The sequence below is a fragment of the Citrobacter sp. RHB36-C18 genome, assembly GCF_013814485.1.
Classification (GTDB): Bacteria; Pseudomonadota; Gammaproteobacteria; order Enterobacterales; family Enterobacteriaceae; genus Citrobacter; species Citrobacter braakii.
In genome coordinates, this window is record NZ_CP057125.1 from 257,202 (window position 1) to 281,570 (window position 24,369).

Sequence of the window (24,369 nt, forward strand, 5' to 3'; positions counted from 1 at the left end):
GTGATAGACTATTTCATCATTTTTTTAGCTGCTATGTACATAGCGTTGACGCTGTGCCATGAAGCAACAGCGGGGGAGTGTAGTCGCAAATGGCGAAAGAGAAAAAACGTGGCTTTTTTTCCTGGCTGGGCTTTGGTCAAAAAGAGCAGACACCGGAAAACGAGACAGAATTAAAAAACGAAGAACAACAACCGGTTGCTGAAGAAACTACCGTCGTTGACGAACAGCCGCGCGCCGAGGAAACCCGTAGCGAGGCGGAAACGGAAGCTTTTGCAGCTGAAGTTGTTGAAGTGACTGAACAGGTTGCGGAAATCGAAAAACTGCAGCCGGAAGCAGAACCTGTTGCCGAACAATCGCAGCCGGAGATTGAGCGGGTTGCTGAACCCGCTGCTGAACCCGTAGTGGAAACGCCAGCGGCGACGGTTATCGAACGCGAAGAATTGCCGCTGCCGGAAGAGGTGAAAACCGAAGAGGTTTCTGCCGAAGAGTGGCAGGCCGAAGCGGAAACCGTGGAAATCGTTGAGGCGGTTGAAGAGGAAGCCGAAAACGAACCGCACCTGACTGATGAAGAGTTGGAAGCGCAGGCGCTGGCTGCTGAGGCTGCTGAAGAAGCCGTGATGGTGGTGCCGGTAGAAGAACCTGCCGTAGAAGCACCGACAGAAGAAGAGGGAGTCCAGGAGCAGGAAAAACCAACGAAAGAAGGTTTCTTTGCGCGTCTGAAACGCAGCCTCCTGAAAACAAAAGAAAACCTTGGTTCCGGATTTATCAGTCTGTTCCGTGGTAAAAAGATCGACGATGATCTGTTTGAAGAGCTGGAAGAGCAACTGCTGATCGCCGACGTGGGCGTAGAAACGACCCGCAAGATTATTGCGAATCTGACGGAAGGTGCCAGCCGTAAGCAGCTCAAAGACGCGGAAGCGCTGTACGGCCTGCTGAAAGAAGAGATGGGCGAGATTCTGGCGAAGGTGGAAGAACCGCTGAATGTTGATGGCAAGACGCCGTTTGTTATCTTAATGGTTGGCGTCAACGGCGTGGGTAAAACCACCACTATCGGAAAGCTGGCGCGTCAGTTTGAGCAGCAGGGTAAATCGGTGATGCTGGCGGCGGGCGATACCTTCCGTGCGGCGGCGGTAGAGCAGTTGCAGGTCTGGGGTCAGCGTAACAACATCCCGGTGATTGCTCAGCATACCGGCGCGGATTCCGCGTCCGTCATCTTTGATGCTATCCAGGCGGCGAAGGCGCGTAATGTAGATGTGCTGATCGCTGATACCGCAGGGCGTTTGCAGAACAAATCGCACCTGATGGAAGAATTGAAAAAAATCGTTCGCGTCATGAAGAAGCTCGACGAAGATGCGCCGCATGAAGTTATGCTGACTATCGACGCCAGCACCGGGCAGAATGCGATAAGCCAGGCCAAACTGTTCCATGAAGCCGTGGGCTTAACCGGTATCACCCTGACTAAGCTGGACGGTACGGCGAAAGGCGGGGTCATCTTCTCGGTTGCCGATCAGTTTGGCATCCCTATCCGCTATATCGGTGTGGGCGAACGTATCGAGGATTTACGTCCGTTTAAGGCGGACGATTTTATAGAGGCACTTTTTGCCCGAGAGGATTAACAATGATTCGCTTTGAACATGTCAGCAAGGCCTATCTCGGTGGGAGACAAGCGCTGCAGGGAGTTACCTTCCATATGCAGCCTGGCGAGATGGCATTTCTGACCGGCCACTCTGGCGCGGGGAAAAGTACCCTGCTGAAGCTGATTTGTGGAATTGAACGGCCCAGCGCCGGGAAAATCTACTTCAGCGGGCATGACATCAGCCGTTTGAAAAACCGTGAAGTGCCGTTTCTGCGTCGTCAGATTGGCATGATTTTTCAGGATCACCACCTGTTGATGGACAGAACCGTGTTTGACAACGTGGCAATCCCGCTGATCATCGCGGGCGCCAGCGGGGACGATATTCGTCGTCGCGTGTCAGCGGCGCTGGATAAGGTCGGACTGTTGGACAAAGCGAAAAACTTCCCTATTCAGCTCTCCGGCGGTGAACAACAGCGCGTGGGCATCGCCCGTGCGGTAGTGAATAAACCTGCGGTATTGCTGGCGGATGAACCAACAGGGAACCTGGATGACGCGTTGTCGGAAGGGATCCTTCGCCTGTTTGAAGAGTTTAACCGCGTCGGGGTCACGGTATTAATGGCCACGCACGATATTGGCCTGATCTCCCGTCGCTCCTATCGCCAAATGGTTCTGAGCGATGGACATCTGCATGGAGGCCTGGCCCATGAATAGACGTGACGCTATTAATCAAATCAAACAGTTCGGTGGCCGACTGGATCGCTTCCGTAAATCGGGCGGCGCGCCGGGAGATGGCGGTCGTAACGCGCCAAAGCGGGCGAAAGCCGCGCCAAAGCCGAACTCGCGTAAAACCAATGTCTTTAACGAGCAGGTACGCTACGCGTTCCAGGGCGCGTTACAGGACCTGAAAAGCAAGCCTTTGGCGACGTTCCTGACGGTGATGGTTATTGCCATCTCCCTGACGCTGCCAAGCGTATGCTACATGGTTTATAAGAACGTCGACCATGCGGCAAGCCAGTATTATCCTTCTCCGCAGATCACCGTTTACCTGCAAAAAACGCTGGATGATGATGCAGCGGCGCGGGTGGTTGGTCAGTTGCAGGCCGAGCAGGGCGTGGAGAAAGTGAATTACCTTTCCCGCGATGACGCGCTGGGCGAATTCCGTAACTGGTCCGGCTTTGGCGGCGCGCTGGATATGCTGGAAGAGAACCCGCTACCGGCCGTGGCGGTAGTTATCCCGAAACTGGACTTCCAGGGCACGGAGTCGCTGAACACGCTGCGCGACCGTATCGCACAAATCAACGGTATTGATGAAGTGCGCATGGATGACAGCTGGTTTGCCCGTCTGGCGGCGCTGACGGGCCTTGTCGGACGCGTCTCCGCGATGATTGGCGTGCTGATGGTAGCGGCGGTCTTCCTCGTCATCGGTAACAGTGTGCGGCTGAGTATTTTTGCGCGTCGCGATACCATTAACGTGCAGAAACTGATTGGCGCGACGGATGGGTTTATCCTGCGTCCGTTCCTCTACGGCGGTGCGCTGCTCGGTTTTTCCGGCGCATTTCTTTCACTGATTTTGTCAGAAATTTTGGTGATGCGCCTCTCGTCAGCGGTTACTGAGGTGGCGCAGGTTTTTGGAACTAAGTTTGATATCAACGGCTTATCATTCGACGAATGCCTGTTATTACTGCTGGTGTGCTCGATGATTGGCTGGGTGGCAGCCTGGCTTGCCACGGTTCAACATTTACGCCACTTTACCCCCGATTAAAAAATCTCTGGTATAATCTTTCCCTGCACTGAGTAGTTCGCTCTGCAGGGAAAGAGTCCCTGTTATCTCTTCCCAGCGTATTCATTGTGATGTCACATTTTGTGCGTAATCTATACACATTACGACATGGAACTTGTGGATAAAATCACTGTCTGATAAAAGATTGAATGATATTCTCGTTGCTCATAAGCTCTGGCATGGTTGTTGCTATTGGTTTTAGCCAACGCGTCAGATGAAAAGATTGAGAGGATTTGAATGACCAAAGAAATGCAAAATTTAGCTTTAGCCCCTGTTGGTAACCTGGAATCTTACATCCGGGCTGCGAACGCGTGGCCGATGTTGTCGGCTGACGAGGAGCGGCTACTTGCTGAAAAGCTGCATTACCAGGGCGATCTGGAAGCAGCTAAAACGCTGATCCTGTCTCACCTGCGCTTTGTTGTTCATGTTGCTCGTAATTATGCGGGCTATGGCCTGCCGCAGGCGGATCTGATTCAGGAAGGTAATATCGGCCTGATGAAAGCCGTGCGCCGTTTCAACCCGGAAGTGGGTGTGCGCCTGGTTTCTTTCGCCGTGCACTGGATCAAAGCTGAGATCCACGAATACGTTCTGCGTAACTGGCGTATCGTAAAAGTCGCGACCACCAAAGCGCAGCGTAAGCTGTTCTTTAACCTGCGTAAAACCAAGCAGCGTCTGGGCTGGTTCAATCAGGACGAAGTTGAAATGGTTGCTCGTGAGCTGGGTGTTTCCAGCAAAGACGTGCGCGAAATGGAATCCCGTATGGCGGCGCAGGACATGACGTTTGACATGTCTTCAGACGACGAGTCTGACAGCCAGCCGATGGCGCCGGTTCTGTATCTGCAGGATAAATCATCTAACTTTGCCGACGGCATTGAAGAAGATAACTGGGAAGATCAGGCCGCGAACAAACTGACCCACGCAATGGAGGGTCTGGACGAGCGTAGCCAGGACATCATTCGCGCCCGTTGGCTGGACGAAGACAACAAGTCGACGTTGCAGGAACTGGCCGATCGCTACGGCGTCTCTGCTGAACGTGTTCGTCAGCTTGAAAAGAACGCCATGAAAAAACTGCGTGCGGCGATCGAAGCGTAATCTTCCGCCGACCTGGAAATGCTGATAAACCCTGGATGAAAATCCGGGGTTTTTTATGTCTCATTGATACTTCAAACTGCTATCACGCTTTCCTCTGCCTGGTTTGCTTTTGCCTCTCTGGTGTTGTGGGGTGGGGGGCCGAAGTGATTGATGCCCCTGCGCCTGACAAGGTGACATGTTTGCCCGGTTTCTGGGCAAACATGTCACCTTAATGCAGCCGAATACTGTCGGTATAACTTATTGTGGCAGGAGATTATAGGCTGCCAGCATCTCTTTGATATCCTGAGTGATGATTTCATTCGGCATATGTATTGGTCTTCTGGTAATGCCTGCGGTGATCCCCATTAAGTTAAGAGCCTCTTTCATTACTGCAGGTGCGGTCATTTTCTTAATGTTCATACGCAGCGCATCGATCTTATTACGCTCTTCCTGTGCTTGATCCAACTGCCCCGCGATAAAGTAGTTATACAAATCTACTTCAATCTTCGGTAAAACATTTGATGTGGCTGCGACGCTGGCAACTGAACCTTCTTTAAATGCATCAAGCATCAGCGAATCTGAACCGTTCAATACTTTAAAATTTTTGTGTTTTGAAATCTCAAGGTACTGTTTTTGTACTTCAAATTTGCCACTGCTATCTTTGATTGCCACGATATTATCGATATCAGCCAGGCGATTCGCTGTTTCGTATTCAATACTTAGGCCCGTTTGCCCTGGGAGATTGTATAGAATAATAGGTGCTGCTGTGCTGGCCGCAATATCATAGTAATGTTTATATAAATCTTCCTGATTAGGCACCAGATAGTAGGGGGTTACAACTGAAATGTAATCTGCGCCAGCATCAACGAGTCGTTGAGTCAGAGCAATAGTTTGCTGTGTGCTACAGCAACCGGCACCGGCGCAAATAGTTACGTCATCACCCACTTCATCAACAACTGCTTTGGTGAGTTCTACTTTTTCATCATCTGATAACAGATGAAATTCACCGTTGGTGCCACAAATAAATAATCCATGAACACCATTATTGACTAACCAGCGAGCCATCTTTCTTGCTGCCGGGATATCCATTTTTTCCGTTTCATCAAAAGGTGTCACCATCGCAGTAATAATTCCCTTAAGTTCTTTCATTATCTTTTCTCCAGTTCGTTGGTAACATTTTTAATCGAGATTTGAATTGTGTTAAGATCTGCTTCCTGAGTAAACGAAGCCGCATGTGGCGTGATCGAGTAATTCATGAGTTGTTTTGTTACTTCTTTTCGTTCTTTAAGTTCAATATCTTCACTAGCAAAAGAAATTTTATGAGTAATTAAAGCATTGTATAAACTATCTTCATCAATCAAACCGCCTCGTGCAGTATTTATTAAAATTGCGGAAGGCTTCATTTTTTCGAATGCGTGCTGATCAATCATGTGCCTGGTGCTATCTAATAAAGGCAAATGAAGCGAGATAACATCACTGAGCTGATACACCTCATCTAACTCTTTAAAGTTTATATACGGAAAAATCTGACTCTGATTGATATAAGGGTCGTATGCAATGATCTCCATACCCATAGCGTTAGCGATGTGGGCTACATGTTTGCCAATAGCACCAAGGCCAATCAGCCCTAATGTCTTTTTATGTAACTCAGTACCCACCAATCTTACATCATTACTACATTTAGCCTGTTGTTCGATTTCAACATACTTTCTGGCACTGGATAGCATCATTAGAATAGCCATTTCTGCTACCGATACAGAATTGGCGTTGAGTGCTTTATGCACCACAATATTTCTGCTGTTCGCATACTCAACGTTTATATTATCTAAACCAACACCATATTTTGAGATTACTTTTAGTTTTTTTGCACAATCTATAACGTCTTGATCTAAAGGGTCGTTGCCTGTAATAATAGCATCGGCATCTTTAATTTTTACCATCAACTCTTCTTTACTAAAACGTCCGCCGCTCGTATTACATTCGACGATATAACCTGCTGCCTGTAATTCATCCAGATATTTTTGCCCCTTACTAAGAAAGGGCCTTGGCGTTATAAGTATTTTTTTCATATTACAATAAACCGAAGAATGAAAAAATAAGGCTTAAAGAGAGGATTGCTACCAGTATTCGTAGGAAATGCGGTCCACACTTCTGGATGTATATATAAATACCGAGAACCGCAACCAGGGGGAGTAAGTTAGGCACAATTTTATCTAACATGTCCTGCAGGACAATAGTATTCCCCCCACCAGTAGTAATATGTAGTGGTGTCTTAATCTTTACATAAGTGGCAGAAAGTGCCCCCATCATCAACAGGCCGAACATACCTGCGCCTTCAATAATTTTATGGATACTGCCAGAGTGGAGTATCTCTAAAATTGACTCTTTCCCCTTTTTATAGCCAATATTAAGTGCAAATCGGCTAGCGAAGAACATATAGACAACTTGATATATCAATGGCAGTAATGCGGCTAATACGTACCCTTGCAATACAAAAGGAATACATACCCCAATAACAATAGGTCGCAATGTGCCAAAATCTAACGTATCCCCGATACCTGAGACTGGACCCATTAGCCCCGTTTTTAAACTGGTCACTAATTGGGTTGTGGCTGTTCGCTGTTCTTCAGGTTCCTGGGATGCTTTTTCTTCTAGTGCGATAGTGATGCCGTTTACCACTGAGCCCCAGTTAGCTTGTGTGTTAAACATCGTCAAATGGCGCTGTAACGCTTTTGAAAGATCCCTCTCATTTGGGTATAGCTTAGCTAAAATCCCTGTCATTGAATTACAAAAGGCTAGAGCCTGTAACCGTTCAAAATTTAATGATGTTTCCGAGAAAGCATGCCATTTTAACCAGACAATCTGCACATCTCTATTCGTAATTGGTGAGCTTTCGGCTTCCTTTAAGTCGATATTATTAGCCATTTTGTGTTCCTTTCGCAGTTTTTGATTGCATGTATAAGAGAACAGCACATAAACCAAAAATGGATATCCCTATGGTGTTTAGCCCTGAATATGTGACCAAGAAGAAACCAATGATGAATAACGGGATGTATTGTTTTTTCCCGATCACAATGATAGTGATAGCAAAACCTAATGCTGGAAGAATATTACCAGCGATAGCTAAGCCGTTGGTGGTCCAGGAGGGTAACAGTTTGACAAATGAGGCAATAGCATCTGGGCCATACAAACAGGCAACGAAAACAGGAACGAAGCGCATAGGGAAGGCCAACAGAATAGGATAGATAGTTGCTACCCGCTGAATCCCTTTGATATCTGCTTTTTCGGCATAGCGATCGGCCATATGAACAAATGTGGTATTAACCGTTTTACGAACGTTTTCGAGGACAACCCCTAATAAACCTATTGGGATTGCCAACGAAATAGCTATTTCAGGTTTTATCCCCGCAGTAAGAGCAATAGGTATAGCGATGCAGGAGGCCAATCCCTCATCTGCTGGCGGGTTCCCACCAGGAGCAATACTACCTATATAGATCATCTGTAATGTCGCACCGACTGATAATGCAGTCGGCATATCATCAAAGATAATTCCCATAATGGGGGCAATAGATAACGGCATGCGCATGATTGAAAAGCCATACCATACCTTCGCTTGTGAAATCCAATAAACTAAACCAATCAATATTGCTGTAGAAACGCCCATAAGTTCCTCTCCTTTTTAAGGTAACTTATTCTTTATTTTTTGCAGACTGGCTGGTTCTTCTTCTGGGATAGTCTGGAAATAAACTTTAATATTCCTGTCTTCTATTACTTGTAGTTTTTCTGCATCTTCTTTATTTATTGATATCTGATTAAAGACGATTTTTCTGCCAGGGATGTTTTCTATGCCACCTACTTGCAACTCTTCAAGTTCTAATCCACCCTGAATAGTCTTTAATGCTGAATCAATAGATTTGAAAAGGATTAAAAGTTTGCCAGTATAGAAATTTTTCTCATTCCAGCGGGTTGTCGTTTCCTCAATGGATGTCATGATTACTTCGATGCCGCTGGGGGCCGCCATTTTATAAACTTCGGCTAAAAAAGGATCATTATATAATTCGTCATCAATAACTATTATTTTATCGGCGTTGCTCCTTTTCAGCCATTTGGTGATAACCTGTCCATGAATTAGGCGATAATCAATGCGGGCATGTACTATACTCATATTCTATTATCCTTTATTAAATTGATAACTTTGAACCATATCTTTACCGGCATCATGAATACATTGAACATATTCTTCGATGGTGATTTCTTTATCGGAGTCTTGTAACATATTCGCTTCAAGCAGCATGGCAAGGTTTACGCCGCTAATACAATGAATAGGGTATTCTCTGGAGAGAACCGTCGCTACATTTGATGGTGTTCCACCATATATATCGGTAAGAATAACGGTTTTAATATTAGGTCTGAGTATTTTCCTTGTTTGCTCCATTAACGTTTCTGGTGACATCCCGATGATCAGAGAAATAGCCGTTGTATTTTTCGTTTTGCCAACAATCATTTCACTACTGTTTAATAACTCTTTACCTGCGTCACCATGTGTTAATATGATGATATCATAGAGATTCAATGGTTATCTTCCTTATATATATAATCCATATGTTTGATTTATATTTTGTATGTAACAGACTCCATTCTTGAGAGTGGTTTCTGTTCTTTGAATATATATTGTTTTATGGATTTTTAAACGTTACCAAGATCACATATTGAATGTATTGACTAATATGGCTATTTCTAGCGGATGCATATAACGCATAACAAAATAATATAATATTTGGCTTTTATAAATAATACTGTCATTTATATATATTCAACAATGCATCTTAATTAAGATTATATTTTATATCGATGATATAAGGTCATATTATGGAGATGAAATTGATATTTATAGTTTTGTCACCTATATGTTATGTCATCGCAAAAATTCACGTTTCAAATCCATAAAAATGGGGTATGTTTTAGCAGAGTATGCTGAAAATGCACGGTCAGCATGCCTAAATATCAATGTCTTATACTTGGTGTGACGCCAATATCAGAATAATGTGCTAAATAACAACATCACAACAAATGCAACAACCATAACAATGAGGAACCTCAGGATGAAAATGAAGGGTAAAGCGTTACTGGCAGGATGTATTGCACTCGCATTCAGCAACATGGCATTAGCAGAAGATATAAAAATTGCTGTTGTGGGGGCGATGTCTGGCCCGGTAGCGCAGTATGGCGATCAGGAATTTACCGGCGCAGAGCAGGCAATTGCGGATATCAACGCCAAGGGCGGCGTGAAAGGTGACAAACTGGTCATGGTGAAATATGACGATGCCTGTGACCCGAAACAAGCGGTAGCGGTTGCGAACAAAGTGGTCAACGACGGGATTAAATACGTTATCGGTCACCTGTGCTCTTCTTCCACTCAGCCTGCGTCAGACATCTATGAAGACGAAGGCATTCTGATGATCACCCCAGCGGCAACGGCGCCGGAGTTGACCGCGCGCGGCTATAGCCTGGTGATGCGTACCACTGGTCTGGATTCCGATCAGGGCCCAACGGCCGCCAAATATATCGTTGAAAAAGTGAAGCCGCAGCGCATCGCGATTATTCATGATAAGCAGCAGTACGGTGAAGGTCTGGCCCGCGCGGTGCAGGATGGCCTGAAAAAGGGTAACGCCAACGTGGTGTTCTTTGACGGGATCACCGCCGGGGAAAAAGATTTCTCTACGCTGGTAGCGCGTTTGAAGAAAGAGAATATCGATTTCGTTTACTACGGCGGTTACCACCCGGAAATGGGGCAAATCCTGCGCCAGGCACGCGCCGCGGGTCTGAAAACCCAGTTTATGGGGCCAGAAGGTGTAGCGAACGTGTCGCTGTCTAACATCGCCGGTGAATCTGCAGAAGGCTTACTGGTAACGAAACCGAAGAACTACGACCAGGTTCCGGCGAACAAACCCATCGTAGATGCTATCAAAGCCAAGAAACAGGATCCGAGCGGCGCATTCGTATGGACCACCTACGCCGCGCTGCAATCTTTGCAGGCCGGTCTGAACCAGTCTGAAGATCCGGCTGAAATTGCCAAGTATCTGAAAGCAAACTCGGTGGAAACCGTGATGGGGCCGCTGTCATGGGATGCGAAGGGCGACCTGAAAGGCTTCGAATTCGGCGTGTTTGACTGGCATGCAAACGGGACGGCGACAGACGCCAAGTGATTTTCCCGGCGCCTTTCGTGCCGCAGGTGTGTTGGCTGCGTTATTCAACCCCGGTCACTTACTTATGTAAGCTCCGGGGATTTTATAACTTGCCGCCTGCCTGCAACACAAAATTCTTGGGAAAATACTCGTAATACAATTGGTTGGGGGCGGTTTTCTACCGTTTCTCCCAGCCATTCTCCTGGGCCGTAAACCCTAACACCTGCATAAATGCGGCCATCACGCTGCGGTCTTCAACGCCGACGTCGGCCATCCACCACGAACTCACGTCAGGGTTTTCCCGGATCACTTCTTCGATCAAATACTGCCCGACGCCGCGACGGCGGGTGATATCGCGCACGCGCAATGAATCCAGTGCGCCTTGTGTGCCGCTCAGGGTTACCCGCACGGCGCCTAACAGACGCTCGTTAAAGCGTGCGGCGTAGATCCGGTGCGTTTCATCTACGCTTAATGATGAGGCGGAATATTCCGGCCAGATTTTGCCCAGATCAATCAGGTCCTGGTCGCTAAAGTTATCTAAACGAACGATGGTCAGCTTCATTAACAGCATGTCCAAATCACAAAAGATGGAATCAGTGTACCGAAATAATTCGCCCGGATGCTTTCTCTTTTTAATGCGATTAACCAGGTTAATAGTTTTGTAACAACGACAATGACAGATTGAAACAGTAGAGATTGAAAAACAGGCAGGATAATACCCTGGAATGCAGCATTTTATTCCGCTCTTTGTGCCGTTATTTTATGCTGACAAATGCACTTTTTTTTGTTTATCTATAGTGAAAAGCAGAATATTATCTTTTCTTAATCGACTGAAAAATAGAGATTTTAGCCGTAATTTGCTTAAAAAACTGCGCTAAACCATTAACGAGACTGGTAAAAATAGTACAGTTCAAAAAAAGCACAGTCTGCTTTTTAACCACATAAATACAAAATATATACATCATCACGAATGGGGATTCAGGAAAATGAAACGGAATGCGAAAACAATCATCGCAGGGGTGATAGCACTGGCAATGTCACACGCGGTCATGGCGGAGGATATCAAGGTCGCTGTTGTCGGGGCGATGTCAGGTCCGGTCGCGCAGTGGGGTGATATGGAGTTTAATGGCGCACGTCAGGCCATTAAAGATATCAATGCCAAAGGCGGGGTCAAAGGCGACAAACTGGTTGCCGTCGAATATGACGACGCCTGCGATCCGAAACAGGCCGTTGCGGTAGCGAACAAAATCGTCAATGACGGCATTCAGTACGTTATTGGTCATCTGTGCTCATCTTCCACGCAGCCCGCATCAGATATCTATGAAGACGAAGGCATTCTGATGATTTCCCCGGGCGCGACCAACCCGGAACTGACCCAGCGCGGTTACGCACACATTATGCGTACAGCGGGCCTGGACTCCTCTCAGGGGCCGACCGCCGCGAAATACATTCTGGAGAAGGTGAAGCCGCAACGCATCGCCATCATTCACGATAAACAGCAATACGGTGAAGGCCTGGCGCGTTCAGTGCAGGAGAGCCTGAAAGCGGGCAAAGCCAATATCGTCTTCTTTGACGGGATCACTGCCGGGGAAAAAGATTTTTCTGCGCTGATCGCCCGCCTGAAAAAAGAAAATATCGATTTTGTTTATTACGGCGGCTACTACCCGGAAATGGGACAAATGCTGCGCCAGGCACGCTCCGTCGGGCTGAATACCCAGTTTATGGGACCTGAGGGCGTGGGCAATGCGTCGCTGTCTAACATTGCCGGTGATGCCGCGGAAGGCATGCTGGTGACCATGCCAAAACGCTATGACCAGGATCCGGCGAATAAAGCTATCGTCGATGCGCTCAAAGCTGACAAGAAAGATCCAACCGGGCCGTACGTGTGGATCACTTATGCAGCCGTCCAGTCACTGGCGACAGCAATGGATCGCAGCGGTAGCAAAGAGCCGTTGGATCTGGTGAAAGATCTGAAAGCACACGGGGCTGACACCGTGATTGGGCCGCTGAAATGGGACGAAAAAGGCGATTTGAAGGGATTTGAGTTTGGTGTCTTCCAGTGGCACGCGGACGGATCATCGACCGTCGCGAAGTAATAGCTGAAGACGAGTTATCCCACCGCCCGTGCAAAACGGGCGGGTTAAGAAAGGTTACCTTATGTCCGAGCAGTTCCTCTATTTCTTGCAGCAGATGTTTAACGGCGTCACGCTGGGAAGCACCTACGCGCTGATCGCTATCGGTTACACGATGGTGTACGGCATTATCGGCATGATCAACTTCGCCCACGGCGAGGTGTATATGATCGGCAGCTATGTCTCCTTTATGATCATCGCTGCGCTAATGATGATGGGTATTGATTCCAGCTGGCTACTGGTCGCGGCGGGCTTTGTCGGCGCGATTGTGATTGCCAGCGCCTACGGCTGGAGCATTGAACGCGTAGCGTATCGGCCCGTGCGCAGCTCTAAGCGCCTGATCGCGCTGATTTCCGCTATCGGGATGTCCATCTTCCTGCAAAACTACGTCAGCCTGACGGAAGGTTCGCGCGATGTGGCGCTGCCCAGCCTGTTTAACGGCCAGTGGACCGTCGGCAGTAGCGAAAACTTCTCTGCTTCCATCACCACCATGCAGTTGGTTATCTGGATTGTAACCTTCCTGGCGATGCTGGCGCTGACGCTGTTTATCCGTTACTCCCGTATGGGCCGTGCCTGCCGTGCCTGCGCGGAAGACCTGAAAATGGCCAGCCTGCTCGGCATAAATACCGATCGCGTGATTGCGCTGACCTTTGTGATTGGCGCGGCAATGGCGGCGGTAGCGGGCGTACTGCTCGGCCAGTTCTACGGCGTAATTAACCCCTATATCGGCTTTATGGCCGGGATGAAAGCCTTTACCGCGGCGGTACTGGGCGGCATCGGCAGCATTCCTGGGGCGATGATCGGCGGCCTGATTCTGGGTGTTGCGGAAGCGCTCTCCTCTGCTTATCTGAGTACCGAATACAAAGACGTGGTTTCATTCGCGCTGCTGATTCTGGTGCTGCTGGTGATGCCGACCGGTATTCTGGGTCGCCCGGAGGTAGAGAAAGTATGAAACCGATGCATTTTGCAATGGCGCTGCTCTCTGCCGCTATGTTCTTCATCCTGGCGGGCGTCTTTATGGGCGTCCAGTTGGAGCTTGACGGCACCAAACTGGTGGTGGATACCGCCGCGGATATCCGCTGGCAGTGGGTGTTTATCGGCACTGGCGTGGTCTTTCTCTTCCAACTGTTGCGTCCAGCTTTCCAGAAGGGCCTGAAGAGCGTCTCCGGACCGAAGTTTATTCTGCCGGCGATTGATGGCTCCACCGTTAAACAGAAGCTGTTCCTGGTCGCGCTACTGGTGATTGCCGTGGCGTGGCCGTTTATGGTGTCGCGCGGTACGGTTGATATTGCCACGCTGACGATGATTTATATCATCCTCGGCCTCGGCTTAAACGTGGTGGTGGGACTTTCCGGTCTGCTGGTGCTGGGTTACGGCGGCTTCTATGCCATCGGAGCTTACACCTTCGCGCTGCTGAACCACTATTACGGACTCGGCTTCTGGACCTGTCTGCCGCTGGCGGGGCTAGTTTCCGCTGCTGCGGGCTTTATGCTCGGCTTCCCGGTACTGCGCCTGCGCGGTGACTATCTGGCGATTGTGACTTTAGGCTTCGGCGAAATCGTCCGTATCCTGCTGCTCAACAACACCGAAGTGACCGGTGGCCCGAACGGTATCAGCCAGATCCCGAAACCGACCTTTTTCGGTCTGGAGTTCAGCCGTACTGCCCGTGAAGGTGGCTGGGATACCTTCAGCAACTTCTTTAACGTGAAGTACGATCCCTCTGACCGCGTTATTTTCCTCTATCTGGTGGCGCTGCTGCTGGTGGTCTTCTCGCTGTTTGTCATCAACCGTCTGCTGCGTATGCCGTTGGGTCGTGCGTGGGAAGCGCTGCGCGAAGATGAAATAGCCTGTCGCTCGTTGGGCTTAAACCCTACGCGCATCAAGCTGACCGCCTTTACCATCAGCGCCGCGTTCGCCGGTTTTGCCGGTACGTTGTTTGCCGCGCGTCAGGGTTTTGTCAGCCCGGAATCCTTCACCTTTGCCGAGTCGGCCTTTGTGCTGGCGATTGTGGTACTGGGCGGGATGGGCTCACAGTTTGCAGTGATCCTCGCGGCCATCCTGCTGGTGGTGTCACGCGAGCTGATGCGTGATTTCAATGAATACAGCATGTTAATGCTGGGTGGTTTAATGGTACTGATGATGATCTGGCGTCCGCAGGGCTTGTTGCCGATGACCCGTCCGCAGTTGAAGCTGAAAAACGGGGAAGCAAAAGGAGAGCAGGCATGAGTCAGCCATTATTATCCGTCAACGGCCTGATGATGCGCTTCGGCGGTCTGCTGGCGGTAAACAACGTTGAACTGGAGCTGAGACCACAAGAGATCGTCTCGTTAATCGGGCCAAACGGCGCGGGAAAAACCACGGTCTTTAACTGCCTGACCGGTTTTTATAAGCCGACGGGTGGGACGATTAAGCTGCGCGACCAGCATCTGGAAGGGCTGCCGGGTCAGCAAATTGCGCGGATGGGTGTGGTGCGTACTTTCCAGCACGTGCGTCTGTTTCGCGAGATGACGGTGATTGAAAACCTGCTGGTGGCGCAACATCAGCAGCTGAAAACCGGCGTCTTCTCCGGCCTGTTGAAAACCCCGTCGTTCCGTCGCGCGCAGAGTGAAGCGTTGGATCGCGCCGCCACCTGGCTGGAGCGTATTGGTTTGCTGGAGCACGCCAACCGTCAGGCCAGTAACCTGGCCTACGGCGACCAGCGCCGTCTGGAGATTGCACGTTGCATGGTGACCCAGCCGGAAATCCTGATGCTCGACGAACCCGCCGCAGGCCTCAACCCGAAAGAGACCAAAGAGCTGGACGAGCTGATTGCTGAACTGCGTAACCATCACAACACCACCATTTTGTTGATTGAGCACGACATGAAGCTGGTGATGGGTATTTCCGACCGTATTTACGTGGTGAATCAGGGCACGCCGCTGGCGAACGGGACGCCGGAACAGATTCGTAACAACCCGGATGTGATCCGCGCCTATTTAGGTGAAGCATAATGGTGGTGACGCATAATATGGAAAAAGTCATGTTGTCCTTTGACAAAGTCAGCGCCCACTACGGCAAGATACAGGCGCTGCACGACGTCAGCTTGTATATCAATCAAGGTGAAATCGTGACGCTTATCGGCGCCAACGGCGCGGGAAAAACCACGCTGCTTGGTACGCTGTGCGGCGATCCGCGTGCGACAAGTGGGCGAATTGTCTTTGATGGTAAAGACATTACCGACTGGCAGACGGCGAAAATCATGCGCGAAGCGGTAGCGATTGTTCCGGAAGGGCGTCGCGTGTTTTCCCGCATGACGGTGGAAGAGAACCTGGCGATGGGCGGCTTCTTTGCCGAAAAGGACCAGTTTCAGGAACGCATCAAGTGGGTGTATGACTTGTTTCCCCGCCTGCATGAACGTCGAATTCAGCGTGCGGGCACGATGTCCGGCGGTGAACAGCAGATGCTGGCGATAGGTCGTGCGCTGATGAGTCAGCCGCGGCTGCTGCTGCTTGATGAGCCGTCGCTGGGTCTGGCGCCGATTATCATCCAGCAGATCTTCAACACCATTGAACAACTGCGCGAGCAGGGGATGACAATCTTCCTCGTCGAACAGAACGCTAACCAGGCCCTGAAGCTCGCCGATCGCGGCTACGTGCTGGAAAATGGTCATGTGGTGCTGGAAGACACCGGTGATGCGTTACTGGCTAACGAAGCAGTGCGCAGCGCGTATCTGGGCGGTTAACATTCTATGAATGGACAAGGGGGCCTGATATGGCCCCTTTTTATTGCTCTATGTTATTATTGAGAATAGTTATCAATAATAAAAGTGAACATGGAGAAAGGATGATACGTTCCGGTATCTGCATGATGATTGGCGGTTTGTTTTTGACGCTTTCATCAAATACCCTGGCCTTAACACCGCCAGCGTTCGACCCGCGCGACCCTTCAATCTGGGAAGAGAAACCGGACAACTCGTTAGCGCAGTCCAGCTCGCCCTGTGAAGTGTTCACCTCCTCTGTCTGCCCGGGCTGGGAAGATGAGAAATCGGATATTCAGCGCGAACGTGAGCGGCGGGAACAGCAGCGTTTACAGAATGAATATGAACGACGCTGGCGTAAAGATTAATGTTCTTTGCTGGCTGCAACAGATAACGTCATCCTGGCCGGGTAAGACATAGCGCTACCCGGCTTTGTTGTGCACCACCCCGCATTTTCCTGTCACTACGCTTTCACCGCCTTGCCATCTGTTTGTCGCCTTACTATCTTTTTTTTGTAATAAAAAAGTTATTTTTCTGTCATTCGAGCATGTCATGTTACCCCCGCGAGCATAAAACGCGTGATATCGCGCATCCGGCACAACAAGAGAGATAACCGATGATATCGTTACGACATACAGCTTTAGGACTGGCACTTAGCCTGGCGTTTGCAGGTCAGGCTCTGGCCGTCACCACTATCCCGTTCTGGCATTCAATGGAAGGTGAACTGGGTAAAGAAGTTGATTCACTGGCGCAACGTTTTAATGCCGCCAATCCCGACTACAAAATTGTTCCGCAGTACAAAGGCAACTACGAGCAGAGCCTGAGCGCAGGTATTGCGGCTTTCCGTACCGGAAACGCACCTGCGCTACTGCAGGTTTATGAAGTGGGCACGGCAACGATGATGGCCTCGAAAGCCATTAAACCGGTCTATGAAGTATTCAAAGAGGCTGGTATTAACTTCGATGAGTCTCAGTTCGTACCAACGGTTTCCGGTTATTACACCGACTCTAAAAGCGGACACTTACTCTCCCAGCCGTTTAACAGCTCCACGCCGGTGCTGTACTACAACAAAGATGCCTTCAAAAAAGCCGGTTTAGACCCTGAGCAGCCGCCAAAAACCTGGCAGGATCTGGCGGAATACACCGCGAAGCTGAAAGCAGCAGGCATGAAGTGCGGTTACGCCAGCGGCTGGCAGGGATGGATTCAGATTGAAAACTTCAGCGCCTGGAATGGTCTGCCGGTGGCTACCAAAAACAACGGCTTTGACGGTACTGACGCGGTGCTGGAATTCAATAAACCGGAACAGGTGAAACATATCGCCCTGCTGGAAGAGTTGAACAAAAAAGGAGATTTCAGCTACTTCGGGCGTAAAGACGAGTCTACCGAGAAGTTCTATAACGGGGATTGTGCCATTACCACCGCCTCTTCCGGTTCTCTGGCTGACATCCGCCACTACGCCAAATTCAACTATGGCGTCGGCATGATGCCGTACGATGCCGATGTGAAGGGCGCGCCGCAGAACGCGATTATCGGGGGAGCCAGCCTGTGGGTGATGCAGGGTAAAGACAAAGCAACCTACGAAGGCGTGGCGCAGTTCCTCAACTTCCTGGCGAAGCCTGAAATTGCTGCCGAATGGCACCAGAAGACCGGCTACCTACCCATTACCACCGCCGCGTACGACTTGACCCGCGAGCAGGGCTTCTATGATAAGAACCCTGGGGCTGATATCGCCACCCGCCAGATGCTGAACAAGCCACCGTTGCCGTTCACCAAAGGGCTGCGTCTGGGCAACATGCCGCAGATCCGCACCATCGTAGATGAAGAACTGGAAAGCGTCTGGACCGGGAAGAAAACCCCGCAGCAGGCGCTGGATGCTGCCGTTGAGCGTGGCAATCAGTTACTGCGCCGCTTTGAGCAATCGACTAAATCGTAATGTGAAATGCCGGGTGGCGGCTGCGACTTACCCGGCCTACAAATGCGTGTAGTTTGTAGGCCGGATACGGTGTTTGCACCGCAATCTGGCACCTTCCAGGAAAAGAACCTACATGTCTTCATCCCGTCCGGTGTTCCGCTCGCGCTGGCTTCCCTATTTGCTGGTGGCCCCGCAGCTGGTTATCACCGTTATTTTCTTTATCTGGCCCGCCGGTGAAGCGCTGTGGTACTCACTACAATCCGTTGATCCGTTTGGTCTTTCTAGCCAGTTTGTCGGACTGGAAAACTTTATCGCGCTGTTTCATGACCCGTACTACCTTGATTCATTCTGGACCACCATTAAGTTCAGTACGTTAGTCACGGTAAGCGGTTTGCTGGTGTCGTTATTTTTTGCGGCGCTGGTGAATTACGTGGTGCGCGGCAGCCGTTTTTACCAGACGCTGATGCTGTTGCCTTACGCCGTCGCGCCCGCCGTCGCCGCCGTATTGTGGATCTTCCTGTTTAACCCAGGACGCGGGCTGATTACCCATTTTCTCGGTGAGTTTGGCTATGACTGGAACCATGCGCAAAACAGCGGTCAGGCGATGTTTCTGGTGGTGTTTGCGTCGGTCTGGAAGCAGATTAGTTACAACTTCCTGTTCTTCTTTGCCGCACTACAGTCTATTCCGCGGTCGCTGATTGAAGCCGCCGCGATTGATGGTGCGGGACCGGTTCGCCGCTTCTTTAAGCTGGCGCTGCCGCTGATTGCACCGGTCAGCTTCTTTCTGCTGGTGGTGAATCTGGTTTATGCCTTCTTTGATACCTTCCCGGTGATCGATGCCGCCACGGCGGGTGGGCCGGTACAGGCGACCACTACGTTGATTTATAAGATCTATCGCGAAGGCTTTGTCGGGCTGGATCTCTCCGCCTCGGCCGCCCAATCGGTAGTGCTGATGTTCCTGGTCATTATTTTGACGGTGGTGCAGTTCCGCTATGTGGAAAGTAAGGTACGTTACCAATGATTGAGAATCGTCGTGGGCTGACAATATTCAGCCATGCCATGTTGATTATGGGGATCATGGTGATCCTGTTTCCGCTGTACGTCGCGTTTGTCGCGGCGACGCTGGATAACAAAGCAGTCTTTGAAACGCCGATGACGCTGATTCCCGGCACACAGCTGCTGGAAAACATGAAATACATCTGGGTCAACGGCGTGGGCGTTAACAGCGCGCCGTTCTGGCTGATGATGCTCAACAGTTTCATCATGGCGTTCAGTATTACGGTAGGGAAAACCACCGTCTCTATGCTCTCCGCATTCGCCATCGTCTGGTTCCGCTTTCCACTGCGTAACCTGTTCTTCTGGATGATTTTTATCACGCTGATGCTGCCGGTCGAGGTGCGTATTTTCCCGACGGTGGAAGTGATCGCCAACCTGAAAATGCTCGACAGCTATGCGGGTCTGACGCTGCCGTTAATGGCATCGGCGACTGCGACGTTCCTGTTCCGGCAGTTTTTTATGACCCTGCCGGATGAACTGGTTGAGGCGGCGCGTATTGACGGTGCGTCACCGATGCGTTTTTTCCGCGATATTGTACTACCGCTGTCAAAAACCAATCTGGCGGCGCTGTTTGTGATCACCTTTATCTACGGCTGGAACCAGTATCTGTGGCCGTTGTTAATTATTACCGATGTCAATTTGGGCACTGCGGTGGCAGGTATCAAAGGCATGATTGCTACTGGTGAAGGCACCACACAGTGGAATCAGGTAATGGCAGCCATGCTGCTGACGCTCATCCCTCCGGTAATCATCGTGTTAGCCATGCAGCGTGCCTTTGTACGTGGCCTGGTCGATAGTGAGAAATAAAAATGGCTGGTTTAAAACTACAGGCAGTAACCAAAAGCTGGGACGGCAAAACCCAGGTGATTAAACCGCTGACACTGGATGTCGCGGACGGAGAATTTATCGTGATGGTTGGCCCATCCGGCTGCGGTAAGTCAACGCTGCTACGGATGGTGGCCGGGCTTGAACGGGTGAGCGGCGGCGATATCTGGATTGATAATAAACGCGTCACCGAAATGGAGCCTAAGGATCGCGGCATTGCGATGGTCTTTCAGAACTACGCGCTCTACCCACATATGAGCGTGGAAGAAAATATGGCCTGGGGGCTGAAAATCCGTGGGATGGGCAAGGAGCACATTGCCGAACGGGTGAAAGAGGCGGCGCGTATTCTCGAGCTGGGTGAACTGCTCAAGCGTCGTCCGCGCGAGCTTTCTGGCGGTCAGCGCCAGCGTGTGGCGATGGGGCGGGCGATTGTCCGTGATCCAGCGGTATTCCTGTTCGATGAGCCGCTGTCTAACCTCGATGCCAAGCTGCGCGTACAGATGCGTCTGGAGTTACAACATCTGCATCGCCGACTGAAAACCACCTCACTGTATGTGACGCACGATCAGGTAGAAGCGATGACCCTCGCCCAGCGGGTGATGGTGATGAACAAAGGCATTGCCGAGCAGATCGGCACGCCGGTTGAGGTATATGAAAAGCCTGCCAGCCGCTTTGTGGCGAGTTTTATCGGCAGTCCGGCGATGAATCTGCTGGACGGGCGCATCAGCGCCTCGGGCACCCATTTTGAACTGGATGACGGCATGACGTTGCCCCTCGGCAGAAGCGCGAGGGAGTCTGGTGGGCGCAACATGACGTTGGGTATCCGCCCGGAGCATATTGCGCTAAGCTCGCAGGCCGAAGGCGGCGTGCCGTTGGTCGTCGACACGCTGGAAATGCTGGGAGCGGATAACCTGGCACACGGACGTTGGGGTGAGCAAAAGCTGGTGGTGCGACTGGCGCATCAGCATCGCCCGACGGCAGGCAGCACGCTGTGGCTGCATCTGCCAGAAAATCATCTGCATCTTTTTGATGGCGAAACAGGACAACGCGTATGAGTAACTGGCCTTACCCCCATATCGTCGCCCATCGCGGCGGCGGTAAGCTGGCACCGGAAAACACCCTGGCGGCGATCGACATGGGGGCGCGATACGGGCATACCATGATTGAGTTTGACGCTAAATTGTCGAAAGACGGTGAGATCTTCTTGCTGCATGACGACAACCTGGAACGCACCAGCAATGGTTGGGGTGTGGCAGGCGAGCTGAACTGGCAGGATTTATTGCGCGTGGACGCCGGCGGCTGGTTTAGCGGTGAGTTTAAAGGCGAACCGCTACCGCTGCTCTCGCAAGTGGCCGAGCGCTGCCGTCAGCACGGTATGATGGCGAATATTGAAATTAAACCTACCACCGGCACCGGAACGTTAACCGGCAAAGCCGTAGCGCTGGCCGCTCGGGAACTGTGGGCGGGAATGACACCACCGCTGTTGTCATCCTTTGAAATTGACGCGCTTGAAGCGGCGCAGCAGGCAGCGCCTGAACTGCCGAGAGGCTTACTGCTTGATGAGTGGCGCGAGGACTGGCGTGAGCTGACAACGCGGCTGGGCTGCGTCTCTATTCATCTTAATCACAAGCTGCTGGATGAAGCGCGCGTGGATGCGCTGCGCGACGCAGGGCTGCGTATTCTGGTGTATACCGTCAACCGACCCCAGCGCGCGGCGGAACTGCTACGCTGGGGAGTGGACTGCATCTGTACCGATGCCATTGATACGATTGGTCCGGATTTCCAGCCCTGTTAAGGCCCAATTGTTTTTAACGGAACGTTAGGCTGCGGCGTGCTGGAGGGCTTCAGCATGTCGCCGTTCTTTTTCTCCGACAGCATATGTTGCTTATTCAGCGAGCTGTCCGGGTTACGGGTTCCACTTAACATTCCACCGTTGCTGTTGGGCAGCATTTGCTGCTGGCTGGAATTAAACTCGCCAGGCTGAGACTGAAGGACGCGCTGGGAGTTGGTATTGATTTGGTTTTCCATATGCTGTTGTTGCATACGCGTCTGCGTTTGCAACTGCTGATTGAGCATCCCTTTCTGCTGAATCTGCTGCGATTGCATTTGGGTTTGCATACGCTGCTGGCTCGGGATCTGATAACCGGGTTGATTCGGGTTATTCATGGTGTTGATGGGCTGCGCAAAGCCTGCAAACGGCAACAGCATGGCTAAAAGTAAGAGTCGTTTCATCGCTTTTCTCCTCTCGGGGATCTCTTAAGTTTACTCCTTTCTCGCCGTTACGATGATTATTTCAGAGTTATGCACCAGGCTTAGTGGGGGCTGACCCCCATACATCTGGAGAATAACGATGATAAAACCGACGTTTTTACGCCGGGTAGCCATTGCTGCTCTGCTCTCAGGAAGTTGTTTTAGCGTTGCTGCCGCTCCGGCTGCACCGCCGCCGGTATCATACGGTGTTGAGGAGGATGTGTTCCATCCCGTGCGTGCGCAGCAGGGGATGGTGGCCTCCGTGGATGCGCTTGCCACTCAGGTGGGGGTGGATATTCTTAAACAGGGTGGGAATGCTGTCGATGCCGCCGTGGCCGTTGGCTACGCGCTGGCGGTGACGCATCCCCAGGCGGGCAATCTGGGTGGTGGCGGTTTTATGCTGCTGCGTACCAAAGACGGTAACACCACGGCGATTGATTTTCGCGAAATGGCCCCTGCTGGCGCGACCCGCGACATGTTCCTTGATGAGCAGGGCAACGCCGATGCGAAAAAGTCCCTGACGTCGCATCTGGCATCCGGTACGCCGGGTACCGTCGCGGGTTTCTCGCTGGCGCTGGAGAAATACGGCACGATGCCGCTGAACAAAGTGGTACGTCCGGCGATGAAGCTGGCGGAAGAGGGCTTTGTGGTTAATGACGCACTGGCCGACGATCTGAAAACCTATGGCAGTGAAGTGCTCCCTAATCACGAGAACAGCAAAGCCATTTTCTGGAAAGACGGCGAGCCACTGAAAAAAGGCGATAAGCTGGTGCAAACGAACCTGGCGAAAAGCCTGGAGATGATTGCCGAAAGCGGCCCTGATGCGTTTTATAAAGGGGCTATTGCCGATCAGATCGCCGGGGAAATGCAGAAGAACGGTGGGCTGATGACCAAAGAGGACTTAGCCAGCTATAAAGCCGTGGAGCGTACGCCGATTAGCGGTGACTATCGCGGGTATCAGGTCTTCTCCATGCCGCCGCCGTCCTCTGGCGGTATTCACATCGTGCAGATCCTCAATATTCTTGAAAACTTTGATATGAAGAAGTACGGGTTTGGCAGCGCCGACGCCATGCAGGTCATGGCTGAAGCGGAGAAATATGCCTACGCTGACCGCTCGGAGTATCTGGGCGATCCTGATTTTGTGAAAGTGCCATGGCAGGCTCTGACCAACAAAGCCTATGCTAAAACGCTTGCCGATCAGATTGATATCAACAAGGCTAAGCCTTCCAGCCAGATTAAACCTGGCAAGCTCGCCCCGTATGAAAGCAATCAGACCACTCACTTCTCGGTGGTGGATAAAGACGGCAATGCCGTGGCGGTGACCTATACCCTGAATACCACCTTCGGGACCGGTATTGTGGCGGGTAACACTGGCATTCTGCTCAATAATGAAATGGACGACTTCTCTGCCAAGCCGGGCGTACCAAACGTATACGGTCTGGTAGGCGGCGATGCCAACGCGGTCGGACCGAAGAAGCGTCCGCTGTCATCTATGTCGCCGACTATCGTGGTAAAAGATGGGAAAACCTGGCTGGTTACCGGCAGCCCAGGCGGGAGCCGAATTATCACTACTGTGTTGCAAATGGTGGTCAACAGCATTGATTTCGGGATGAACGTCGCCGAAGCGACCAATGCACCACGCTTCCATCATCAGTGGTTGCCGGATGAGCTTCGTATTGAGAAGGGCTTCAGCCCGGATACAATCAAACTGCTGGAGCAAAAAGGACAGAAAGTGGCGCTGAAAGAAGCGATGGGCAGCACGCAGAGCATTATGGTTGGACCGGATGGCGCACTGTATGGCGCGTCCGACCCGCGTTCCGTGGATGATTTAACGGCGGGGTATTGA

The 24,369-nt window shown here is 50.9% G+C and carries 25 protein-coding genes; 17 read left to right on the forward strand and 8 right to left on the reverse strand.

The features are described from left to right. Positions 1-89: 89 nt before the first annotated feature. From ftsY to rpoH, 4 genes are all read left to right on the forward strand, one after another. A complete protein-coding gene (gene ftsY / locus HVZ52_RS01195; RefSeq protein ID WP_101700401.1) occupies positions 90-1,616 on the forward strand; it encodes a signal recognition particle-docking protein FtsY in 1,527 nt (508 codons plus the stop codon). Between the two features lie 2 nt (positions 1,617-1,618). Further along, the gene (ftsE, locus tag HVZ52_RS01200) at positions 1,619-2,287 is read left to right on the forward strand and encodes a cell division ATP-binding protein FtsE (RefSeq protein ID WP_003023420.1); all 669 of its coding nucleotides are present in this window, start codon (positions 1,619-1,621) and stop codon (positions 2,285-2,287) included. Beyond that, complete coding sequence (gene ftsX, locus HVZ52_RS01205; protein ID WP_016154839.1) at positions 2,280-3,338, forward strand: permease-like cell division protein FtsX; 1,059 nt, start codon at positions 2,280-2,282, stop codon at positions 3,336-3,338. The genes ftsE and ftsX overlap by 8 nt, the downstream gene beginning before the upstream one ends. 255 nt (positions 3,339-3,593) lie before the next feature. Continuing rightward, positions 3,594-4,448, forward strand: a complete 855-nt coding sequence (gene rpoH, locus HVZ52_RS01210) for an RNA polymerase sigma factor RpoH (protein WP_005121585.1) — start codon at positions 3,594-3,596, stop codon at positions 4,446-4,448. A gap of 237 nt (positions 4,449-4,685) precedes the next feature. Here the strand turns inward: rpoH and dapA are convergent, their stop codons facing one another. From dapA to HVZ52_RS01240, 6 genes are read right to left on the reverse strand one after another with little or no spacing between them, the layout of a single operon-like run. Continuing rightward, positions 4,686-5,576, reverse strand: coding sequence for a 4-hydroxy-tetrahydrodipicolinate synthase (gene dapA / locus HVZ52_RS01215; RefSeq protein ID WP_101700400.1), 891 nt, complete (start codon positions 5,574-5,576; stop codon positions 4,686-4,688). Next, on the reverse strand, positions 5,576-6,496 hold the full coding sequence (locus HVZ52_RS01220) for a phosphoglycerate dehydrogenase (RefSeq protein WP_181598775.1): 921 nt from the start codon (positions 6,494-6,496) through the stop codon (positions 5,576-5,578). The genes dapA and HVZ52_RS01220 overlap by 1 nt, the downstream gene beginning before the upstream one ends. 1 nt (position 6,497) lies before the next feature. After that, positions 6,498-7,352: a PTS system mannose/fructose/sorbose family transporter subunit IID gene (locus tag HVZ52_RS01225; protein WP_101700398.1), complete on the reverse strand. Its 855-nt coding sequence runs from the start codon at positions 7,350-7,352 to the stop codon at positions 6,498-6,500. After that, positions 7,345-8,091 (reverse strand): PTS sugar transporter subunit IIC, encoded by a 747-nt coding sequence (locus HVZ52_RS01230; protein ID WP_101700397.1) that lies wholly within the window; start codon positions 8,089-8,091, stop codon positions 7,345-7,347. Before HVZ52_RS01230 ends, HVZ52_RS01225 begins: the two co-directional genes overlap by 8 nt. Positions 8,092-8,106: 15 nt before the next feature. Next, a complete protein-coding gene (locus HVZ52_RS01235) occupies positions 8,107-8,592 on the reverse strand; it encodes a PTS sugar transporter subunit IIB (protein WP_049283116.1) in 486 nt (161 codons plus the stop codon). A 6-nt stretch (positions 8,593-8,598) separates the two neighbouring features. Beyond that, positions 8,599-9,000 (reverse strand): PTS sugar transporter subunit IIA, encoded by a 402-nt coding sequence (locus tag HVZ52_RS01240; RefSeq protein WP_047501419.1) that lies wholly within the window; start codon positions 8,998-9,000, stop codon positions 8,599-8,601. A gap of 529 nt (positions 9,001-9,529) precedes the next feature. On the opposite strand from HVZ52_RS01240, the gene livJ reads away from it, so the two are divergent. Beyond that, positions 9,530-10,633: a branched chain amino acid ABC transporter substrate-binding protein LivJ gene (livJ, locus tag HVZ52_RS01245; protein ID WP_181598776.1), complete on the forward strand. Its 1,104-nt coding sequence runs from the start codon at positions 9,530-9,532 to the stop codon at positions 10,631-10,633. 157 nt (positions 10,634-10,790) lie between these two features. Here livJ and panM read toward each other — a convergent pair whose 3' ends face one another. After that, positions 10,791-11,174 carry an aspartate 1-decarboxylase autocleavage activator PanM gene (gene panM / locus HVZ52_RS01250; RefSeq protein ID WP_016154837.1) on the reverse strand — a complete coding sequence of 128 codons (384 nt, stop codon included), beginning with the start codon at positions 11,172-11,174 and terminating at the stop codon, positions 10,791-10,793. A gap of 424 nt (positions 11,175-11,598) precedes the next feature. On the opposite strand from panM, the gene livK reads away from it, so the two are divergent. The 11 genes from livK (at position 11,599) to ugpQ (ending at position 22,068) form a co-directional block, all read left to right on the forward strand. Continuing rightward, on the forward strand, positions 11,599-12,708 hold the full coding sequence (livK, locus tag HVZ52_RS01255; protein ID WP_047415930.1) for a high-affinity branched-chain amino acid ABC transporter substrate-binding protein LivK: 1,110 nt from the start codon (positions 11,599-11,601) through the stop codon (positions 12,706-12,708). Between the two features lie 61 nt (positions 12,709-12,769). Next, positions 12,770-13,696 carry a high-affinity branched-chain amino acid ABC transporter permease LivH gene (gene livH / locus HVZ52_RS01260; protein WP_003023435.1) on the forward strand — a complete coding sequence of 309 codons (927 nt, stop codon included), beginning with the start codon at positions 12,770-12,772 and terminating at the stop codon, positions 13,694-13,696. After that, positions 13,693-14,970, forward strand: coding sequence for a branched chain amino acid ABC transporter permease LivM (gene livM / locus HVZ52_RS01265; protein WP_016154835.1), 1,278 nt, complete (start codon positions 13,693-13,695; stop codon positions 14,968-14,970). The genes livH and livM overlap by 4 nt, the downstream gene beginning before the upstream one ends. After that, positions 14,967-15,734, forward strand: coding sequence for a high-affinity branched-chain amino acid ABC transporter ATP-binding protein LivG (gene livG / locus HVZ52_RS01270; RefSeq protein ID WP_003023438.1), 768 nt, complete (start codon positions 14,967-14,969; stop codon positions 15,732-15,734). Before livM ends, livG begins: the two co-directional genes overlap by 4 nt. A 17-nt stretch (positions 15,735-15,751) precedes the next feature. Then, positions 15,752-16,465, forward strand: coding sequence for a high-affinity branched-chain amino acid ABC transporter ATP-binding protein LivF (livF, locus tag HVZ52_RS01275; protein ID WP_085951092.1), 714 nt, complete (start codon positions 15,752-15,754; stop codon positions 16,463-16,465). 101 nt (positions 16,466-16,566) lie between these two features. Further along, entirely contained in the window at positions 16,567-16,848 is a 282-nt protein-coding gene (locus HVZ52_RS01280) for a hypothetical protein (protein ID WP_095715580.1), read from the forward strand. Positions 16,849-17,096: 248 nt separating this feature from the next. Next, entirely contained in the window at positions 17,097-18,413 is a 1,317-nt protein-coding gene (gene ugpB, locus HVZ52_RS01285) for a sn-glycerol-3-phosphate ABC transporter substrate-binding protein UgpB (protein WP_016154831.1), read from the forward strand. Between the two features lie 112 nt (positions 18,414-18,525). Next, positions 18,526-19,413: a sn-glycerol-3-phosphate ABC transporter permease UgpA gene (gene ugpA / locus HVZ52_RS01290; protein WP_016154830.1), complete on the forward strand. Its 888-nt coding sequence runs from the start codon at positions 18,526-18,528 to the stop codon at positions 19,411-19,413. Next, a complete protein-coding gene (gene ugpE / locus HVZ52_RS01295; RefSeq protein WP_181598777.1) occupies positions 19,410-20,255 on the forward strand; it encodes a sn-glycerol-3-phosphate ABC transporter permease UgpE in 846 nt (281 codons plus the stop codon). Before ugpA ends, ugpE begins: the two co-directional genes overlap by 4 nt. A gap of 2 nt (positions 20,256-20,257) precedes the next feature. Next, complete coding sequence (locus tag HVZ52_RS01300; RefSeq protein ID WP_016154829.1) at positions 20,258-21,328, forward strand: sn-glycerol-3-phosphate import ATP-binding protein UgpC; 1,071 nt, start codon at positions 20,258-20,260, stop codon at positions 21,326-21,328. Continuing rightward, complete coding sequence (gene ugpQ / locus HVZ52_RS01305) at positions 21,325-22,068, forward strand: glycerophosphodiester phosphodiesterase (RefSeq protein ID WP_047501430.1); 744 nt, start codon at positions 21,325-21,327, stop codon at positions 22,066-22,068. Before HVZ52_RS01300 ends, ugpQ begins: the two co-directional genes overlap by 4 nt. Here ugpQ and HVZ52_RS01310 read toward each other — a convergent pair. Continuing rightward, entirely contained in the window at positions 22,065-22,505 is a 441-nt protein-coding gene (locus HVZ52_RS01310; RefSeq protein ID WP_049283113.1) for a DUF2756 family protein, read from the reverse strand. The two genes, ugpQ and HVZ52_RS01310, sit on opposite strands and share 4 nt — an antisense overlap. Positions 22,506-22,623: 118 nt before the next feature. Between HVZ52_RS01310 and ggt the strand changes: the two genes are divergently transcribed. Then, on the forward strand, positions 22,624-24,369 hold the full coding sequence (gene ggt / locus HVZ52_RS01315) for a gamma-glutamyltransferase (RefSeq protein WP_181598778.1): 1,746 nt from the start codon (positions 22,624-22,626) through the stop codon (positions 24,367-24,369).

Excerpts from the sequence above, each read along its gene's own strand:
- ftsY (WP_101700401.1), top strand. The coding sequence starts at position 90 with ATGGCGAAAGAGAAAAAACGTGGCTTTTTTTCCTGGCTGGGCTTTGGT.
- ftsE (WP_003023420.1), top strand. The coding sequence starts at position 1,619 with ATGATTCGCTTTGAACATGTCAGCAAGGCCTATCTCGGTGGGAGACAA.
- ftsX (WP_016154839.1), top strand. The coding sequence starts at position 2,280 with ATGAATAGACGTGACGCTATTAATCAAATCAAACAGTTCGGTGGCCGA.
- rpoH (WP_005121585.1), top strand. The coding sequence starts at position 3,594 with ATGACCAAAGAAATGCAAAATTTAGCTTTAGCCCCTGTTGGTAACCTG.
- dapA (WP_101700400.1), bottom strand. The coding sequence starts at position 5,576 with ATGAAAGAACTTAAGGGAATTATTACTGCGATGGTGACACCTTTTGAT.
- HVZ52_RS01220 (WP_181598775.1), bottom strand. The coding sequence starts at position 6,496 with ATGAAAAAAATACTTATAACGCCAAGGCCCTTTCTTAGTAAGGGGCAA.
- HVZ52_RS01225 (WP_101700398.1), bottom strand. The coding sequence starts at position 7,352 with ATGGCTAATAATATCGACTTAAAGGAAGCCGAAAGCTCACCAATTACG.
- HVZ52_RS01230 (WP_101700397.1), bottom strand. The coding sequence starts at position 8,091 with ATGGGCGTTTCTACAGCAATATTGATTGGTTTAGTTTATTGGATTTCA.
- HVZ52_RS01235 (WP_049283116.1), bottom strand. The coding sequence starts at position 8,592 with ATGAGTATAGTACATGCCCGCATTGATTATCGCCTAATTCATGGACAG.
- livJ (WP_181598776.1), top strand. The coding sequence starts at position 9,530 with ATGAAAATGAAGGGTAAAGCGTTACTGGCAGGATGTATTGCACTCGCA.
- panM (WP_016154837.1), bottom strand. The coding sequence starts at position 11,174 with ATGAAGCTGACCATCGTTCGTTTAGATAACTTTAGCGACCAGGACCTG.
- livK (WP_047415930.1), top strand. The coding sequence starts at position 11,599 with ATGAAACGGAATGCGAAAACAATCATCGCAGGGGTGATAGCACTGGCA.
- livH (WP_003023435.1), top strand. The coding sequence starts at position 12,770 with ATGTCCGAGCAGTTCCTCTATTTCTTGCAGCAGATGTTTAACGGCGTC.
- livM (WP_016154835.1), top strand. The coding sequence starts at position 13,693 with ATGAAACCGATGCATTTTGCAATGGCGCTGCTCTCTGCCGCTATGTTC.
- livG (WP_003023438.1), top strand. The coding sequence starts at position 14,967 with ATGAGTCAGCCATTATTATCCGTCAACGGCCTGATGATGCGCTTCGGC.
- livF (WP_085951092.1), top strand. The coding sequence starts at position 15,752 with ATGGAAAAAGTCATGTTGTCCTTTGACAAAGTCAGCGCCCACTACGGC.
- HVZ52_RS01280 (WP_095715580.1), top strand. The coding sequence starts at position 16,567 with ATGATACGTTCCGGTATCTGCATGATGATTGGCGGTTTGTTTTTGACG.
- ugpB (WP_016154831.1), top strand. The coding sequence starts at position 17,097 with ATGATATCGTTACGACATACAGCTTTAGGACTGGCACTTAGCCTGGCG.
- ugpA (WP_016154830.1), top strand. The coding sequence starts at position 18,526 with ATGTCTTCATCCCGTCCGGTGTTCCGCTCGCGCTGGCTTCCCTATTTG.
- ugpE (WP_181598777.1), top strand. The coding sequence starts at position 19,410 with ATGATTGAGAATCGTCGTGGGCTGACAATATTCAGCCATGCCATGTTG.
- HVZ52_RS01300 (WP_016154829.1), top strand. The coding sequence starts at position 20,258 with ATGGCTGGTTTAAAACTACAGGCAGTAACCAAAAGCTGGGACGGCAAA.
- ugpQ (WP_047501430.1), top strand. The coding sequence starts at position 21,325 with ATGAGTAACTGGCCTTACCCCCATATCGTCGCCCATCGCGGCGGCGGT.
- HVZ52_RS01310 (WP_049283113.1), bottom strand. The coding sequence starts at position 22,505 with ATGAAACGACTCTTACTTTTAGCCATGCTGTTGCCGTTTGCAGGCTTT.
- ggt (WP_181598778.1), top strand. The coding sequence starts at position 22,624 with ATGATAAAACCGACGTTTTTACGCCGGGTAGCCATTGCTGCTCTGCTC.